The organism is Arthrobacter sp. MDT2-34-1, assembly GCF_059091365.1.
Genome location: NZ_JBNHGO010000001.1, coordinates 561913 through 577478 on the forward strand (window position 1 = coordinate 561913; position 15566 = coordinate 577478).

Consider the following 15566-nt stretch of genomic DNA (forward strand, 5'->3'; position numbering starts at 1 on the left):
CCTTCAGGATCCGGCTTTTTCCACGGACACGGCGTCGCCGTCCCCGGCCACCAGGACCAGGTCCACGGTGAGGGTTTCCTGCGAGACCAGTCCCTGGTGCAGGGTCAGCGCGTCCAGGACGGACTGGTCCGCCGTCACCGTGGTGCGGATGCGGTCGCTGACCACCAGTCCGGCATCCTTGCGGGCCTGCTGGATGGTGCGCACGTAGTCGCGGGCCACGCCTTCGGCCTCCAGTTCGGCGGTCACGGTGGTATCCAGCACCAGGAACCCGCCGCCGGGCAGCATGGTCACCGCCGCGCCGGCCGCCGCGTCCCCGGACACGACGGTTTCCAGGGAGTACTCCGACGGCTCGAGCAGCAGTCCCCCGGCGGTGACGGCGCCGGCGTCGTCCACCGACCAGTCACCGGACTTGGCGGCCTTGATGGCCTGCTGCACGTTCTTGCCCAGCCGCGGGCCGGCCGCACGGGCGTTGACCACCAGCTTCTGCGAGATGCCGAACTCTTCCGGGGCGGCGTCGGCGGCGTCGATCAGCCGGACCGACTTGATGTTCAGCTCGTCCTGGATCATCACGGCGTACTGGCCGGAGAGCCGCTCGGCGCCCGGCACCACCACGGTCAGCGAGGCCAGCGGCAGCCGCACGCGCAGGTTCGCGGCCTTGCGCAGGCTCGAGCCGGAGGAGCAGATCTGCCGGGTGGCGTCCATCAGTTCCACGAGTTCGGCCAGCTGCGGGAACTCGCCGGCGTCGGGCAGGTCGGTCAGGTGGACGGAACGCCCGCCGGTCAGCCCGCGCCAGATCTCCTCGGTGACCAGCGGCAGCAGCGGGGCCGCCACGCGGCAGACTGCCTCCAGCGCCGTGTACAGCACGTCGAACGCGTCGCGGTCCTCGTCGAAGAACCGCTGGCGGGAGCGGCGGACGTACCAGTTGGTCAGGGTGTCCAGGTACTCGCGCAGCGCGTCGCAGGCGCCGGAGACGTCGTAGGCATCGAGCGCGGCCGTCATGTCGCGGACCAGGTCCCCGGTGTTGGCCAGGATGAACTGGTCCAGGGACTCCATGCCCTTGATCCGTTCGGTATCGCCGAGGACGGAGACGGCCTCATGCCCTGCCCCGTTGTTCGCGGAGTTGGTGTAGAGCTTGAAGAAGTGCCACACGTTCCACAGCGGCAGCATCACCTGGCGGACGCCGTCGCGGATGCCCTGCTCGGTGACGATCAGGTTGCCGCCGCGCAGGATCGGGGAGGCCATCAGGAACCAGCGCATGGCGTCGGAGCCGTCGCGGTCCAGGACCTCGGACACGTCCGGGTAGTTGCGCAGGCTCTTGGACATCTTCTGCCCGTCGGAGCCGAGCACGATGCCGTGGCTGATCACGTTGCGGAAGGCCGGGCGGTCGAACAGCGCGGTCGCGAGCACGTGCATGGTGTAGAACCAGCCACGGGTCTGGCCGATGTACTCCACGATGAAGTCGGCCGGGTTGTGGCTGTCGAACCAGTCCTTGTTCTCCATCGGGTAGTGCACCTGGGCGTAGGGCATCGAACCGGAGTCGAACCAGACGTCGAGCACGTCCTCCACGCGGCGCATCATGGACTGGCCGGTCGGGTCGTCCGGGTTGGGCCGGACCAGCTCATCGATGTACGGGCGGTGCAGGTCGACCTCGCCGTCGTGGTTGCGCGGCAGGGTGCCGAACGCTTCCTCCAGCTCGGCCAGCGAGCCGTACACCTCGCGGCGCGGGTAGTCCGGGTTGTCCGATTCCCACACCGGGATGGGCGAACCCCAGAAGCGGTTGCGGCTGATGGACCAGTCGCGGGCGTTCTCCAGCCACTTGCCGAACTGGCCGTCCTTGACGTTTTCCGGGATCCAGTTGATCTGCTGGTTCAGCTCGACCATGCGGTCCTTGAACTTGGTGACCTCCACGTACCAGGAGGAGATGGCGCGGTAGATCAGCGGCGTGCGGCAGCGCCAGCAATGCGGGTAGCTGTGCTCGTAGCTGGCTTGGCGGACCAGCCGGCCGTCGGCCTTCAGCACCCGGGTGATCGGCTTGTTCGCCTCGAACACCTGCACGCCGGCGATCTCGGCCAGCGGGCCCTCGGCGAAGTAGGGCAGGAACTTGGCGCCCTCGTCCACGGAGACGATCACGGGGATGCCGTTGTCTTCGCAGACCTTCTGGTCGTCTTCGCCGAACGCCGGCGCCTGGTGGACCAAGCCCGTGCCGTCGGTGGTGGTCACGTAGTCGGCGACGACGATCTGCCAGGCGTTCTGCATGCCCCACTTCGCGGCGTCGGCGTAGTGGTCCCAGAGCGGCTCGTAGCGCAGCCCGGCCAGCTGGGAGCCCAGGTACGTGGCCGTCACCGCCTCGGTGGCGGCAGCGGCGTCGTCGTACCCCAGGTCCTTGGCGTAGGAGCCCAGCAGGTCCTCCGCCACCAGGAACTTCTCCCCCGCGGCCTGCGTCCCGTTGGGGCCGGCCGGCAGCACCGCGTAGCTGATCTCCGGCCCGACGGCGAGGGCTGCGTTGGTGGGCAGCGTCCACGGCGTGGTGGTCCAGGCGAGCGCGTTGACGCCGGCAAGCTCCGCCGCCAGCGCGTTGTCCGACCCGTCGGCGCGGATCGGGAAGGTGACCGTGACCGTCTGGTCCTGGCGCATCTTGTAGACGTCGTCGTCCATCCGCAGCTCGTGGTTGGACAGCGGCGTCTCGTCCCGCCAGCAGTACGGCAGCACGCGGAAGCCCTGGTAGGTCAGGCCCTTTTCGTGCAGCTGCTTGAAGGCCCAGAGGACCGACTCCATGTACTCGACGTTGAGCGTCTTGTAGTCGTTCTCGAAATCCACCCAGCGGGCCTGGCGGGTGACGTAGTTCTGCCATTCGTCGGCGTACTTCATCACGGAGGTGCGGCAGGCGTCGTTGAACTTGTCGATGCCCATGGACAGGATCTGCTGCTTGTCCGTCATGCCAAGCTGCTTCATGGCTTCCAGCTCGGCCGGCAGCCCGTGCGTGTCCCAACCGAAACGGCGCTCCACCTTGTGGCCGCGCTGGGTCTGGTAACGGGCCACCAGGTCCTTGACGTACCCGGTGAGCAGGTGGCCGTAGTGCGGCAGGCCGTTGGCGAAGGGCGGGCCGTCGTAGAAGACGAACTCGTTGCTGCCGTCGCTGCCGGCGTCGCGGGCATCGACGGAGGCCTGGAAGGTGCCGTCCTGCTGCCAGTATTTGAGCACCAGCTCCTCGATCTCGGGGAACTTAGGCGAGCTCTCGGCAGCGGCAGCGCCGGCGGTGGAAGCCTTGGGATAGATCTGTGGCATGTTCGTCATCCTGGAAAGACAGCTCGGCAAGTGTGGGTACTTCTGCGAGGACGTGCCCTGCTCCGGTGCCTCGGTGCGGCTGGAAAGCCTCACCGTGCTGCCGGGGCGGAACCCGCGGTACCACCTCACTTGCCGGCCTGATGCGCCGGAACCGGCGCAAAGGGACAGCCACTCATTCGCTGCTGTGACGGGCATACCCGTCCGGTTCTACTGGGCCCAGGATGTTGGCCTGGGCTGTTCTTCCGGAAGCTCACCGGTGATGGCCGGGTCAGCGCTGATGACTCAAGTTTACGGCCCCGGCGGCGCGGCTGTCGAAACGCGGGCGAAAAGCCGGCTTTGTTCGCGGATGTCGTGTTTGTCCCGCGGTTGGCCGACGTGTCTTTGCGCCCCCCATGCGCGCGGTCGTGAAGCGACGTCAGGTTTCGGATCAGCGCCACCTTCGGGCCTGAGCCAGGCGTCCACGGTACAGAAAAAGGGGAATCGCCAGGCTTTGGCGCTTGCTACTTCCGAATCAGCTTGTGCGCGGCCGCCTGGGCCACCGGGCGCATGACAATCTGGTCAAGGTTCACGTGGTGCGGGAGGTTGAGCGAATAGGCCACGACGTCGGCGACGTCCTCGGCGAGCAGCGGCTTCTCCACGCCGGAATAGACCTTGTCCGCAGCCGTCTGGTCGCCGCCAAGGCGGTTGAGCGAGAACTCTTCGGTCTGCACCAAGCCCGGCAGGATGTCGATCACCCGCACATTGTGTTCGGCTTCTTCCAGTCGCAGCGTGCCGGCCATGGAATGCTGGGCGAACTTGGCAGCCACGTAGCCGCCGCCCCCTTCGTAGGCCACGATGCCTGCCGTGGATGTCAGCAGCACCACCGAGCCTTCGCCGTTCTCTCGCAAGGCGGGCAGGAAAGCCTGGATCATCCGCAGCGAGCCGAGCACGTTGACGTCGTACATCTTCTCCCAGTCAGCGAACTTGCCCTCGGCGATCGAGTCCACTCCGAAGGCGCCGCCGGCGATGTTTACCAGAGCGTCTATCCCGCCGCCCTCGAGCACCTCGGCCACCAACTCGTCGACGGAGTCTTGGTCGGTCACATCGCCGGGCATCGCAACAGCACCGGTTTCTTCGGCGAGCGCGGCAAGCCTGTCCGCGCGGCGGGCCACCGCCACCACGTCCCAGCCACTGCTACAAAGCGCCCTTACGGTGGCTGCCCCGATACCCGAACTTGCTCCGGTTACTACTGCGCGCTTGGTCATGAAACCCAGCGTAACGGCAGACACAGAGAGGCCGAAGAACGTCTCAGGCGAACGAAGGTTAGGCAAGCGCCGGGCCGGACCGGTGGCGGGCCTCGTTTCGCCTGTCCGGCCTAGCGGCTGATGATGAGGGGCTTCACGGGCACCGCGCACGACGCCCGCGCCAGGGTGATGACAGGGGGTTCTGCGGTGCGGTTGTTCCGGCCGGTGTCATCGCACCAGTCGACGTTATAGGGCATCGCCGTGACCGAGGCTTCGCCGGCCGCAATTTCGGTGGGGACCGTGAATGTGTAGGTGAAACCGCCGCCGTCGTTCATGGCAGCGGTTTCGCGGACGACTTCTGCGCCGGCAGCGTCGGCCACCATCACTTCGATCTGGGCGTCGCTGCCGTACCGCGGGTTACAGTCGGCGTCCGGCGCTGACACCGCCACGGTTTGCCCCGGACTCGCCTCCGCGGGGCTTACCGAATACTCCGGCGGCAAACACGGCGGGGCCGCGAACCCGGTGAAAGCCCCGCAGCCCGACAGGGCAGCGCCCAAAACCGCCGCACCCACCAACCCCAGGACGGCAGGGCGCCAAGTGCAGCAGCGCTGCCCGCCCCCTGCACCAAGCGACCCGGGGACCCCCATCCAGCGGGCCATGTCAGCCGGCTTCCCCGCCGAGTTCTTCCAGGATCAGGTCCCGCAGCACCACTGCCTGGTTGTGCTCCTTGTCCTTGGCCCCGTACAGCAGGCAGAGCTTGGGCTGCTCGCGCGCCAGCTCCACCAGCCGCTCCAGCGCCTCCGAACCGTCCAGTTCCTGCCGGTACGCCACGGCAAAGGCGTCGAATTTCTCCGGCCGGTGGCTGAACTCCTTGCGCAGCTCGGCCGAGGTTCCCGCCTCCTTCAGCCACAGGTCCACCCCGGCGCCCTCCTTCTTGATGCCCCGCGGCCAGATCCGGTCCACCAGCACCCGGTAGCCGTCGCCGTCGTCGGCGGGTTCGTAGACGCGCTTGATGTGAACGTTCGCCATGGGCGCATCCTACGCATTCACCCGCTGCGGCGGGTAGGTCTGCACGCCGTCCCCAGCCCTCGCGGCGAGCCGGGGCAATCAGGTGCTGCGCCGCCGTCGTGAATCTTCATTCCGTGCCCGGCATGAAAGAATGGCCAGCATGGCAGAACATACCCCGGGCACAGACACGCCCGTTACCGTTAACGTTCCCGACAAGCCCGCCCTCGAAGGCCTTGAGGACGCCCTGACCCGGCGCTGGCGAGAGGAGGGGACCTACAAGTTCAATCCCGAGACCACGCGGGAGCAGGTCTACTCGATCGACACTCCCCCGCCGACGGCTTCGGGCTCGCTGCATGTGGGACACATGTTCTCCTACACCCAGACCGACGTGCTGGCCCGCTACCAGCGGATGCGCGGCAAGAACGTGTTCTATCCGATGGGCTGGGACGACAACGGCCTGCCCACCGAGCGCCGGGTGCAGAACTACTACGGCGTCCGCTGCGACCCGTCGGTGGCGTACGACCCGGACTACCAGCCGCCGGCCACGCCGGCGAAGAACCAGCGCGATTTCGACGTCGTCTCGCGCCGGAACTTCATCGAGCTCTGCGAAACCCTGGCCGTGGAGGACGAGAAGGTCTTCGAGAACCTCTTCAGCACCCTTGGCCTGTCGGTGGACTGGGATCTGACCTACCGGACCATCGACGACGTGTCCCGCTCCGTTTCCCAGCGGGCCTTCCTGGCCAACCTGAACTCCGGCGACGCCTACATGGCCGAGGCACCCACGCTCTGGGATGTCACGTTCCGCACCGCAGTGGCGCAGGCCGAACTCGAGGACCGGGAGATGCCCGGTGCCTACTACCGCTACGCCTTCGAAACCGCCGACGGCGAAAAGGTCCACATCGAGACCACCCGCCCCGAGCTGCTGCCCGCCTGCGTGGCACTGGTGGCCAACCCCGACGACGAGCGCTACCAGAAGCTGTTCGGCACCACCGTGAAGTCCCCGCTGTTCGGCGTGGAGGTGGAGGTCAAGGCGCACCCGCTGGCCAAGCCCGACAAGGGCGCCGGCATCGCCATGGTCTGCACCTTCGGCGACCTGACCGACGTGACGTGGTGGCGGGAGCTGCAGCTGCCCACCCGCTCCATCGTGGGCCGCGACGGACGCATCATGGCCGACACCCCGGAGTGGATCACCACAGAGGAGGGTAAGGCGAACTACGCCGAGCTGGCCGGCAAGACCGTTTTCTCCGCCAAGGAGAAGATCGTGGAGCTGCTGTCCGAGGCCGGCGAACTGGACGGCGCGCCCCAGAAGATGACCCACCCGGTCAACTTCTACGAAAAGGGCGACAAGCCGCTGGAGGTCGTCACCTCACGGCAGTGGTACATCCGCAACGGCGGCCGCGACGCGGACCGGCGGGAACGGCTGATCAGCCGGGGGCGGGAGATCGAATTCCATCCGGCGTTCATGCGCTCGCGCTACGAAAACTGGATCGAAGGCCTCAACGGCGACTGGCTCATTTCCCGCCAGCGCTTCTTCGGCGTGCCGATCCCGGTCTGGTACCCGCTGGACGCCTCCGGCAACCCCGACTACGACAACCCGGTCGTGCCCTCCGACGAGATGCTGCCGGTGGACCCTGCCGCTGACCCCGCTCCGGGCTACGAGGAGTCGCAGCGCAACCAGCCCGGCGGCTTCATCGGCGACGCCGATGTGCTCGACACCTGGGCCACGTCCTCGCTGTCGCCGCAGATCGTGGGCAAGTGGAGCCGGGACGAGTCGTTCTTCAACAACGTCTTCCCGTTCGACCTGCGCCCGCAGGGCCACGACATCATCCGCACCTGGCTGTTCTCCACCGTGGTGCGCGGCGACTCGCTGAACAGCTGCGCGCCGTGGAAGCACGCGGCGCTCTCCGGCTGGATCCTGGACCCGGACCGCAAGAAGATGTCGAAGTCCAAGGGCAACGTGGTGGTCCCCACGGACGTGCTGGACCAGTTCGGCGCGGACGCGGTGCGCTACTGGGCGGCCTCGGCGAAGCTGGGTGCGGACACCGCCTACGAGGTCGCGCAGATGAAGATCGGCCGCCGCCTGGCCATCAAGCTGCTGAACGCTTCCAAGTTCGTGCTGAACCTGGGTGCCACCGAGGCTTCGGTGCTTGCCGAGGACGACGCCGTGGTTACCAACCCGTTGGACAAGTCGCTGCTGGGCCAGCTGGCCGAGGTGGTGGAGACCGCGACGGCCGCGTTCGAGAAGTACGACCATGCGCGCGCCCTGCAGGTCACCGAAAGCTTCTTCTGGTCCTTCACCGACGACTACGTCGAGCTGATCAAGGACCGCGCCTACGGTGCCGCCGGCGAGGCGGAGCAGGCCTCGGTCCTGGCCACGCTGGCCACCACGCTCGACGCCCTGCTGCGTCTCTTCGCACCGTTCCTGCCCTTCGCCACCGAAGAGGTCTGGAGCTGGTGGCGCGCCGGCTCCGTGCACCGCGCCGAATGGCCGACGACGGCGGGGCTCGCTTCGATTGCCTCCGCCGCCGACACGGGGCTGCTCGGGACGGTCGGACAGGCGCTGGGCGGCATCCGCAAGGCGAAGTCCGAAGCCAAGGTCAAGCAGCGCACCGAGGTCCTCACCGCGACCATCACCGGATCGGCCGCACAGGTGGCCCAACTTGAGGCAGGGCTCGGCGACCTGAAGGCCGCCGGCAATGCGCGCGAGGTCCTGCTGAACGAGGCGGAGGGCGAGCTGACCGTCACGAAGGTCGAGCTGGCGGCCGCCGAGGCACCGGCCGAGTAGCAGGGCCACGGCCGGTCGGGCAGCAGAGGCTTGGCCGGCCCGATAGCTGCGTCAGGGCCTGCCCAGTAGCTGGCTCCACGACGTTCGGCAGCCGGTTCCGGCCCCGTTAACGAGGGGAAGCCCCATCAGCGTTTCGCCGTTGGTGGGGCTTCGACTCTTTGATCCAAAGGTGACGCTTTGGGTCTCGCGAACTCCGCCGATCTTCAGGTCTTCCGAGCCTCGTCACAGGCTGGCAGTTTGTGGAACTGGTCCACTACTTGTCACTGAATCTTTGGTGTTCGGTCCCGCATCTTTTGGGGGATGCGTATAAATATTTATACTCCTGCGCAAGCCGACACGCCATAGTTTCGTGAATTGTTTTCCGAAACCAGGGCGCGCCGGCCGGCGGCGTCAGGGTCCCGCGGACGACGCCCGCTTGAGGCGTTCGCTCCAGGCCCGAACGGTTAGTCGAACTCGGGGCTGGTGGTCCGGGAGCGCTTGATTTCGTAGAAGTACGGGAACTCGGCCAGGGCCACGGCGCCGTCAAAGATCTTTCCGGCGGTTTCGCCGCGCGGGATGCGGGTCAGCACCGGCCCGAAGAAGGCGGTGCCGTTGAAGGCCACGACGGGGGTGCCCACTTCGTCGCCCACCTTGGAGATGCCTTCTTCGTGGCTGGCGCGCAGCTGCTCGTCATATTCGTCGGAGGTGGCGAAGCGGGCCAGGTCGGCGGGCAGGCCGACCTCCTCCAGCGCGGCGGCAGTCACGGCCTCATAGTCCTTGTTGCCCTCGTTGTGGATGCGGGTGCCCATGGCGTCGTAGAGCTTCCCCACGTAGGCCTCGCCGTGCAGTTCACGGGCGGCGATGATCACGCGGACCGGGCCCCACGCCTTCTTCAGGAATTCCTTGTACTCCTCCGGCAGCTCGTCGCGGCCGTCGTTGAGCACGGCCAGGCTCATCACGTGCCAGTCGACCTTGACGTCGCGGACCTTCTCCACCTCCAGCATCCAGCGGGACGTGATCCAGGCGAACGGACAGGCCGGATCGAACCAGAAGTCAACGGTGGACGGCGCAGCGCTTTCAGACATACGGCAAGAGCTCCTTCTTGAGGACTGGTTATACGTACTGTTGTGGGTAACTGCCGCGCCGGCGGTTTTGTTCCGCCGACCCGGCAGGTGCCCGTGCACCGGCCGGCGCCCCCGATACGGGCGGTCAGGCGGAATCGCGGCGGCGGATGGCTTCGACGTCGTGCGGGATGAGGGTGGGGTCCGACCCGGTCAGGACCGTCTCGGCGGTAATCACGGCGGTGGCGATGTCGTCGCGGCCGGGCAGGTCGAACATGATCGGCTGCAGAGTTTCTTCCATGATCGCCCGGAGGCCCCGCGCGCCGGTTCCTCGTTCCAGCGCCAGGTCGGCAACCGCTTCCAGGGCGTCCTGCTCGAAGGACAGCTCGACGCCGTCCAGTTGGAACATCTTCTGGTACTGGCGGATCAGCGCGTTCTTCGGCTCGGTGAGGATCCGGATCAGCGCAGGCCTGTCGAGCTCGGCCACGGTGGTGATCACCGGCAGGCGGCCGATGAACTCCGGGATCAGCCCGAACTTGAGCAGGTCTTCGGGCATGACTTCGCCGTAGTTGTCCTGCTGGGCGACGGCGTCCTTGAGCGGCGCGCCGAAGCCGATGCCCTTGCGTCCGGCCCGCGAGCCGATGATTTCTTCCAGGCCGGCGAAGGCCCCGGCGACGATGAAGAGGATGTTGGTGGTGTCGATCTGGAGGAACTCCTGCTGCGGGTTCTTCCGCCCGCCCTGCGGTGGCACCGAAGCGACGGTTCCTTCCAGGATTTTCAGCAGGGCCTGCTGCACGCCTTCACCGGAGACGTCGCGGGTGATCGAGGGGCCCTCGCTCTTGCGGGTCACCTTGTCGATCTCGTCGATGTAGATGATGCCCTGCTCGGCCTTTTTGATGTCGTTGCCGGCGGCCTGGATCAGCTTGAGCAGGATGTTCTCCACATCCTCACCCACATAGCCGGCTTCGGTCAGCGACGTCGCGTCCGCCACCGCGAACGGCACGTTCAACTGGCGGGCCAGCGTCTGGGCCAGGTAGGTCTTGCCGCAGCCGGTGGGGCCGATCAGCAGGACATTCGACTTGGCGATTTCCACGTCCTGGAGTCCGCCGGCGGCGGCCAGGCCGGCGCTGCCCGGGGCGGCGTGGCCGGAGCGGATGCGCTTGTAGTGGTTGTACACGGCCACGGCCAAGGCACGCTTGGCCGGTTCCTGGCCGATCACATACTCCTGCAGGAAGCCATAGATTTCCCGGGGCTTGGGCAGCTCCAGCAGTTCGGAGGCGGCACCGGCGCCGAATTCTTCCTCCAGCAGTTCGTTGCACAGCCCGACGCATTCGTCGCAAATGTACACGCCGCCGCCGGCGATCAGCTTCTTCACCTGCTTCTGGCTCTTGCCGCAAAACGAGCACGTGAGCAGCTCTGCGCTTCCGCCGGTCCGGGCCATAGTGTGTCCCCTTGTCTGGTCCTCGATCGATCGTCCGGTGGTCCGGAGCAGTGCAGTGTCAGGCCGACTTGTTCCGGCGCTTGGCGACCACGTCGTGGGAGATCAGCGCCGGTTCCGCCTTGTTCAGCACCACGTCCGCGGTGATCACGACGGAGGCGATGTCCTCGCGGCTGGGCAGGTCGAACATGACCGGCTGCAGGGTCTCTTCGATGATCGCGCGCAGCCCGCGGGCGCCGGTGCCACGCTCCAGCGCGAGGTCCGCCACGGCCTCCAGCGCTTCCTGCTCGAAGCTCAGTTCCACGCCGTCCAGCTGGAACATCTTCTGGTACTGGCGCAGCAGGGCATTCTTCGGTTCGGTCAGGATCTTGATCAAGGCCGGGCGGTCCAGGTTGGAGACCGTGGTGATCACCGGCAGGCGGCCGATGAACTCCGGGATCAGGCCGAACTTCAACAGGTCTTCGGGCATGACCTCGCCGTAGCTGTCCTTCTCCCCCGCCGCGTCCTTGAGCGGGGCGCCGAAGCCGATCCCCTTGCGGCCGGCGCGCGAACCGATAATCTCCTCCAGCCCGGCGAAGGCGCCGGCGACGATGAACAGCACGTTGGTGGTGTCGATCTGGATGAATTCCTGGTGCGGATGCTTCCGGCCGCCCTGCGGCGGCACGGACGCGACCGTACCCTCGAGGATCTTCAGCAGCGCCTGCTGGACGCCCTCCCCGGAGACGTCCCGGGTGATGGACGGGTTCTCGCTCTTGCGCGAAATCTTGTCGATCTCGTCAATGTAGATGATGCCCTGCTCGGCCTTTTTCACGTCGTAATCGGCGGCCTGGATGAGCTTGAGCAGGATGTTCTCCACGTCTTCGCCCACGTAGCCGGCTTCGGTCAGCGCCGTGGCGTCCGCGACGGCGAACGGGACGTTCAGTCGGCGGGCCAGAGTCTGGGCCAGGTAGGTCTTGCCGCAGCCGGTGGGCCCGATCAGCAGGATGTTGGACTTGGAAACTTCCACGTCCTCCAGCGGGCTGGCATCGGAGAGGTTGGCGGTCCCCTTGGGCGCATGCCCGGATTGGATTCGCTTGTAGTGGTTGTAGACCGCCACGGCCAGCGCCCGCTTGGCCGGCTCCTGGCCGATCACGTACTCCTGCAGGAAGTCGAAGATCTCCCGCGGCTTGGGCAGTTCGAAGCTGCCCAGGTCCGACACCTCGGCCAGCTCCTCTTCGATGATCTCGTTGCAGAGCTCAATGCATTCGTCGCAGATGTACACGCCGGGGCCGGCGATCAGCTTGCGGACCTGTTTCTGGCTCTTGCCGCAGAAAGAGCACTTGAGCAGGTCAGCGCTCTCACCTATGCGAGCCATATCCGTCCCCTTACTTGGTCTACGTCGGCAGCTGTGTCGCGGCAGCTGCGCCGCCCGAACTATTGCCGGACAGACGCTGCGCCGCCGAGGCCAGCTGACAACAACTCTAATTCACTGCGCCGACAGTTTCAGTAACAACACTGCCCGCGGTGCGATATGACGCGCCACGGGCAGTGCAGGCATTGAGACTATTTTACGGTACTTACTTGGTGATCGCCGGTTTGTGGATCTTGCGGGAGTCAAGCACCTGGTCGATCAGCCCGTATTCCAGGGCACCCGCGGCCGTGAGGATCTTGTCCCGTTCGATGTCCTTGTTGACCTGCGCGGCGTCCTTGCCCGAATGCATGGCCAGCGCGTCTTCCAGCCACTTGCGCATCCGCATGACCTCGTCGGCCTGGATCTGCAGATCGGAGGCCTGGCCGTGTTCGCCGCCGCCCAGCGCCGGCTGGTGGATCAGCACGCGGGCGTTCGGCAGGGCCAGCCGCTTGCCAGGGGTGCCCGCTGCCAGCAGCACGGCCGCGGCACTGGCCGCCTGGCCCAGGCAGACGGTCTGGATTTCCGGGCGGATGTACTGCATGGTGTCGTAGATCGCGGTCATCGCGGTGAACGACCCGCCCGGCGAGTTGATGTAGATGGTGATGTCGCGGTCCGGGTCCGTCGACTCGAGGACCAGCAGCTGGGCCATGACGTCGTCGGCGGAGGCATCGTCGACCTGGACGCCCAGGAAGATGATCCGGTCCTCGAACAGCTTGGTGTAGGGGTCCTGGCGCTTGAAGCCGTAGGGCGTGCGCTCCTCGAACTGGGGCAGCACATAGCGGTTCTGCGGCATGTTGGCGGCGAAACCGCCGGCAGCGGCACCGAAGTTGTAGTCCATGAGATTCTCCTGCTTGTATTCGGGTCGGTGGCGCGTGGGCTCAGGAATCCTGGGAGGCGGAGCCGCCCTGGGTCCCGCCGCCGCCGGAAACGCCGCCGGCGTGGGCCGAAATCTTGTCGAAGAAGCCGTAGGCCAGGCCTTCCTCGGCCGTAAACCACTTGTCGCGGTCGTTGTCGATCAGGATCTGCTCCACCGACTGGCCGGTCTGCTCGGCGGTCAGTTCGGCCATGACCTGCTTCATATGCAGGATCAGCTCGGCCTGGATCTTGATGTCGGAGGCCGTGCCGCCGATGCCGCCGGAGGGCTGGTGCATCAGGATGCGCGCGTGCGGGGTGGCGTAGCGCTTGCCCTTGGTGCCCGAGGAGAGCAGGAACTGGCCCATGGAGGCCGCCAGGCCGGTGGCCACGGTCACCACGTCGTTCGGGATGAACTTCATGGTGTCGTAGATGGCCATGCCGGCGGTCACCGACCCGCCGGGCGAGTTGATGTAGAGGTAGATGTCCTTCTCCGGGTCCTCGGCCGAGAGCAGCAGCAGCTGCGAGCAGATGGCGTTGGCGTTCTCGTCGCGCACCTCGGAGCCCAGCCAGATGATGCGTTCTTTGAGCAGGCGGTTGTAGATGTAGTCTTCGCGGCTGGCCGCATCGACCGAAGCCATTCTCGGAGTGGCGGATTCATTCGACATGCTGAAATACCTCTCGCTTCTTCCCCGGGCGGTACCGTCACCGGTGGCCCTAAGGTCGTTTACCTACTTGGACAGTAACGTGTTCCGCTGCCCGATTCCTCCCGCACGGCGCGCTGTTCGCTGACGGCGCATCAGGCCCGTGACGGCGCGGGAAAACGCTCTGCCCGCAGCAGAAAATGACGACGGCGGAGCGACCTTTGGGGGCACACTCGGCCCGGGCGGGGGCCCGGTTCCACCGGCACGGCCGCCGCCGGTCAGGGAGGGAAAGCGGCCCGGTTCCGCCGGCATTGCCGCCGTCGATCTGGGAGGAAACCGGTGCACCGGAGCCGGGCACCGGCGTCGTGCGCGGGAGTTAAAGCGGCGGACCGCCGGTTCCCCGTGAAGGGGATCCGGCGGTCCGTCCAGCGGCAGCGCCGCTACTACTTCTTCGGTGCGTCCTCGGCGGCCTCTTCGGCGGCGTCGGTGTCTTCGATCGACTCGGTGTCGGCAGCGTCCGCTTCGGCTTCTCCGGCCTCGGCGTTGGCGGCCTCGGCCTCGGCGGCCTGGATCATGTCTTCGACGTTGGGCTCTTCTTCGCCGGCGGGGCGGACGAAGTCGCTCAGGTCCACCTCGTTGCCGTTGGTGTCGGTGACCTTGGCCAGCTCCAGGACCTTGGCCAGGGCCTTGCGGCGGCGGACCTCGCCCACCATCATGCCGACCTGGCCGGACTGGTCCAGCAGCTGCGCGAACTGGTTCGGGTCCATGCCGTACTGGCCGGCGGAGGACACGATGTAGTCGATCAGCTCGGCCTGGCTGACGCCCAGCTCTTCCTTGTCGGCCACGGCGTCGAGCACGATTTCGTTGCGGAAGGCCTTCTCGGTGTTCTCGCGGACCTCGGCGCGGTGCTCCTCGGTGTCGTGGTCTTCACCGTGGCTGTTCTCCGGGCGGAAGTGCTGTTCCATCTGCTCTTCGACGACGGAGTCCGGAACCGGAACCTCGACCAGTTCCATCAGCTTGTCCAGCACCTTGTCGCGGGCCTCGACGCCCTGCTCCATGATCTTGGCGTCGGCGGCCTGCTTGGCCAGGTCTTCCTTCAGCTCGGCAATGGTGTCGAACTCGCTGGCCAGCTGGGCGAAGTCGTCGTCGGCCTCGGGAAGCTCGCGCTCCTTGACGGCCTTGACCTTCACGGTGACCGTGGCGTCCTTGCCGGCGTGCTCGCCGCCGGCAAGCTTGGTCTCGAAGGTGGCGTCCTCGCCGGCGCTCAGCGCGGTAACGGCCTCGTCCAGGCCCTCCAGCATGGTGCCGGCGCCCACCTGATAGGACAGGTCCGCGGCGGAGTCCACCTCTTCGCCGTCCACCTTGGCGGACAGGTCCATGGTGATGAAGTCGTCGGCAACGGCCGGACGGTCAACGCTCTTCAGGGTGCCGAAGCGGCCGCGCAGGTCGTCCAGCGCCTTCTGGATGTCTTCCTCGGAAGCCTCGGTAGCTTCGACGGTGACCTCGAGGCCGGCGTACTCGGGCAACTCGATCTCGGGGCGGACATCGACCTCAACGTGGAAGGCGAGCTGGCCCTCGGTGGCGGCCGGGTCGGGAACCTCGGTGATTTCAACCTCGGGGCGGCTCAGCGGGCGGATGCCGGTCTCTTCGACGGCGCCCTGGTAAAAGCCGTTCAGGCCCTCGTTAATAGCCGTCTCGATCACGTAGCCGCGGCCCACGCGCTGGTCGATCAGCTTCGCCGGAACCTTGCCCTTGCGGAAGCCCGGAACCTGGATCTGGCTCGCAATGGTCTTGTACGCCGCGTCGATGCTGGGCTTCAGTTCCTCAAAGGGGACCTCAACATTGAGCTTGACCCGGGTAGGGGTGAGGTTTTCGACAGCGCTCTTCACAGCGTTAGAACT

At 66.6% G+C, this 15566-nt stretch carries 11 protein-coding genes; 1 reads left to right on the forward strand and 10 read right to left on the reverse strand.

What is annotated here, in order from left to right; translation table 11 throughout:
- Positions 1 to 3: 3 nt before the first annotated feature.
- The 4 genes from ileS to AC5RVV_RS02640 all read right to left on the reverse strand — a co-directional run bounded on the left by ileS (position 4) and on the right by AC5RVV_RS02640 (position 5537).
- Positions 4 to 3285: an isoleucine--tRNA ligase gene (ileS, locus tag AC5RVV_RS02625; RefSeq protein ID WP_493999872.1), complete on the reverse strand. Its 3282-nt coding sequence runs from the start codon at positions 3283 to 3285 to the stop codon at positions 4 to 6.
- A gap of 500 nt (positions 3286 to 3785) precedes the next feature.
- Positions 3786 to 4529: an SDR family oxidoreductase gene (locus AC5RVV_RS02630; protein WP_493999873.1), complete on the reverse strand. Its 744-nt coding sequence runs from the start codon at positions 4527 to 4529 to the stop codon at positions 3786 to 3788.
- A gap of 110 nt (positions 4530 to 4639) precedes the next feature.
- On the reverse strand, positions 4640 to 4951 hold the full coding sequence (locus tag AC5RVV_RS02635) for a hypothetical protein (protein WP_493999874.1): 312 nt from the start codon (positions 4949 to 4951) through the stop codon (positions 4640 to 4642).
- Positions 4952 to 5168: 217 nt separating this feature from the next.
- Complete coding sequence (locus tag AC5RVV_RS02640; RefSeq protein WP_493999875.1) at positions 5169 to 5537, reverse strand: DUF488 domain-containing protein; 369 nt, start codon at positions 5535 to 5537, stop codon at positions 5169 to 5171.
- A 139-nt stretch (positions 5538 to 5676) separates the two neighbouring features.
- Here AC5RVV_RS02640 and valS point away from each other — a divergent pair, with 139 nt between their 5' ends.
- Positions 5677 to 8301 carry a valine--tRNA ligase gene (valS, locus tag AC5RVV_RS02645; protein WP_493999876.1) on the forward strand — a complete coding sequence of 875 codons (2625 nt, stop codon included), beginning with the start codon at positions 5677 to 5679 and terminating at the stop codon, positions 8299 to 8301.
- 443 nt (positions 8302 to 8744) lie between these two features.
- Here the strand turns inward: valS and AC5RVV_RS02650 are convergent, their stop codons facing one another.
- The 6 genes from AC5RVV_RS02650 to tig all read right to left on the reverse strand — a co-directional run bounded on the left by AC5RVV_RS02650 (position 8745) and on the right by tig (position 15554).
- Positions 8745 to 9365: a mycothiol-dependent nitroreductase Rv2466c family protein gene (locus AC5RVV_RS02650; protein WP_493999877.1), complete on the reverse strand. Its 621-nt coding sequence runs from the start codon at positions 9363 to 9365 to the stop codon at positions 8745 to 8747.
- 124 nt (positions 9366 to 9489) lie between these two features.
- Positions 9490 to 10782: an ATP-dependent Clp protease ATP-binding subunit ClpX gene (gene clpX / locus AC5RVV_RS02655; protein ID WP_493999878.1), complete on the reverse strand. Its 1293-nt coding sequence runs from the start codon at positions 10780 to 10782 to the stop codon at positions 9490 to 9492.
- Positions 10783 to 10840: 58 nt separating this feature from the next.
- A complete protein-coding gene (gene clpX, locus AC5RVV_RS02660; protein WP_493977441.1) occupies positions 10841 to 12133 on the reverse strand; it encodes an ATP-dependent Clp protease ATP-binding subunit ClpX in 1293 nt (430 codons plus the stop codon).
- 202 nt (positions 12134 to 12335) lie between these two features.
- A complete protein-coding gene (locus AC5RVV_RS02665) occupies positions 12336 to 13007 on the reverse strand; it encodes an ATP-dependent Clp protease proteolytic subunit (RefSeq protein WP_493977440.1) in 672 nt (223 codons plus the stop codon).
- Between the two features lie 40 nt (positions 13008 to 13047).
- Positions 13048 to 13662, reverse strand: a complete 615-nt coding sequence (locus AC5RVV_RS02670) for an ATP-dependent Clp protease proteolytic subunit (protein WP_493999879.1) — start codon at positions 13660 to 13662, stop codon at positions 13048 to 13050.
- 446 nt (positions 13663 to 14108) lie between these two features.
- Positions 14109 to 15554 (reverse strand): trigger factor, encoded by a 1446-nt coding sequence (gene tig / locus AC5RVV_RS02675; protein WP_493999880.1) that lies wholly within the window; start codon positions 15552 to 15554, stop codon positions 14109 to 14111.
- Positions 15555 to 15566: the final 12 nt, after the last annotated feature.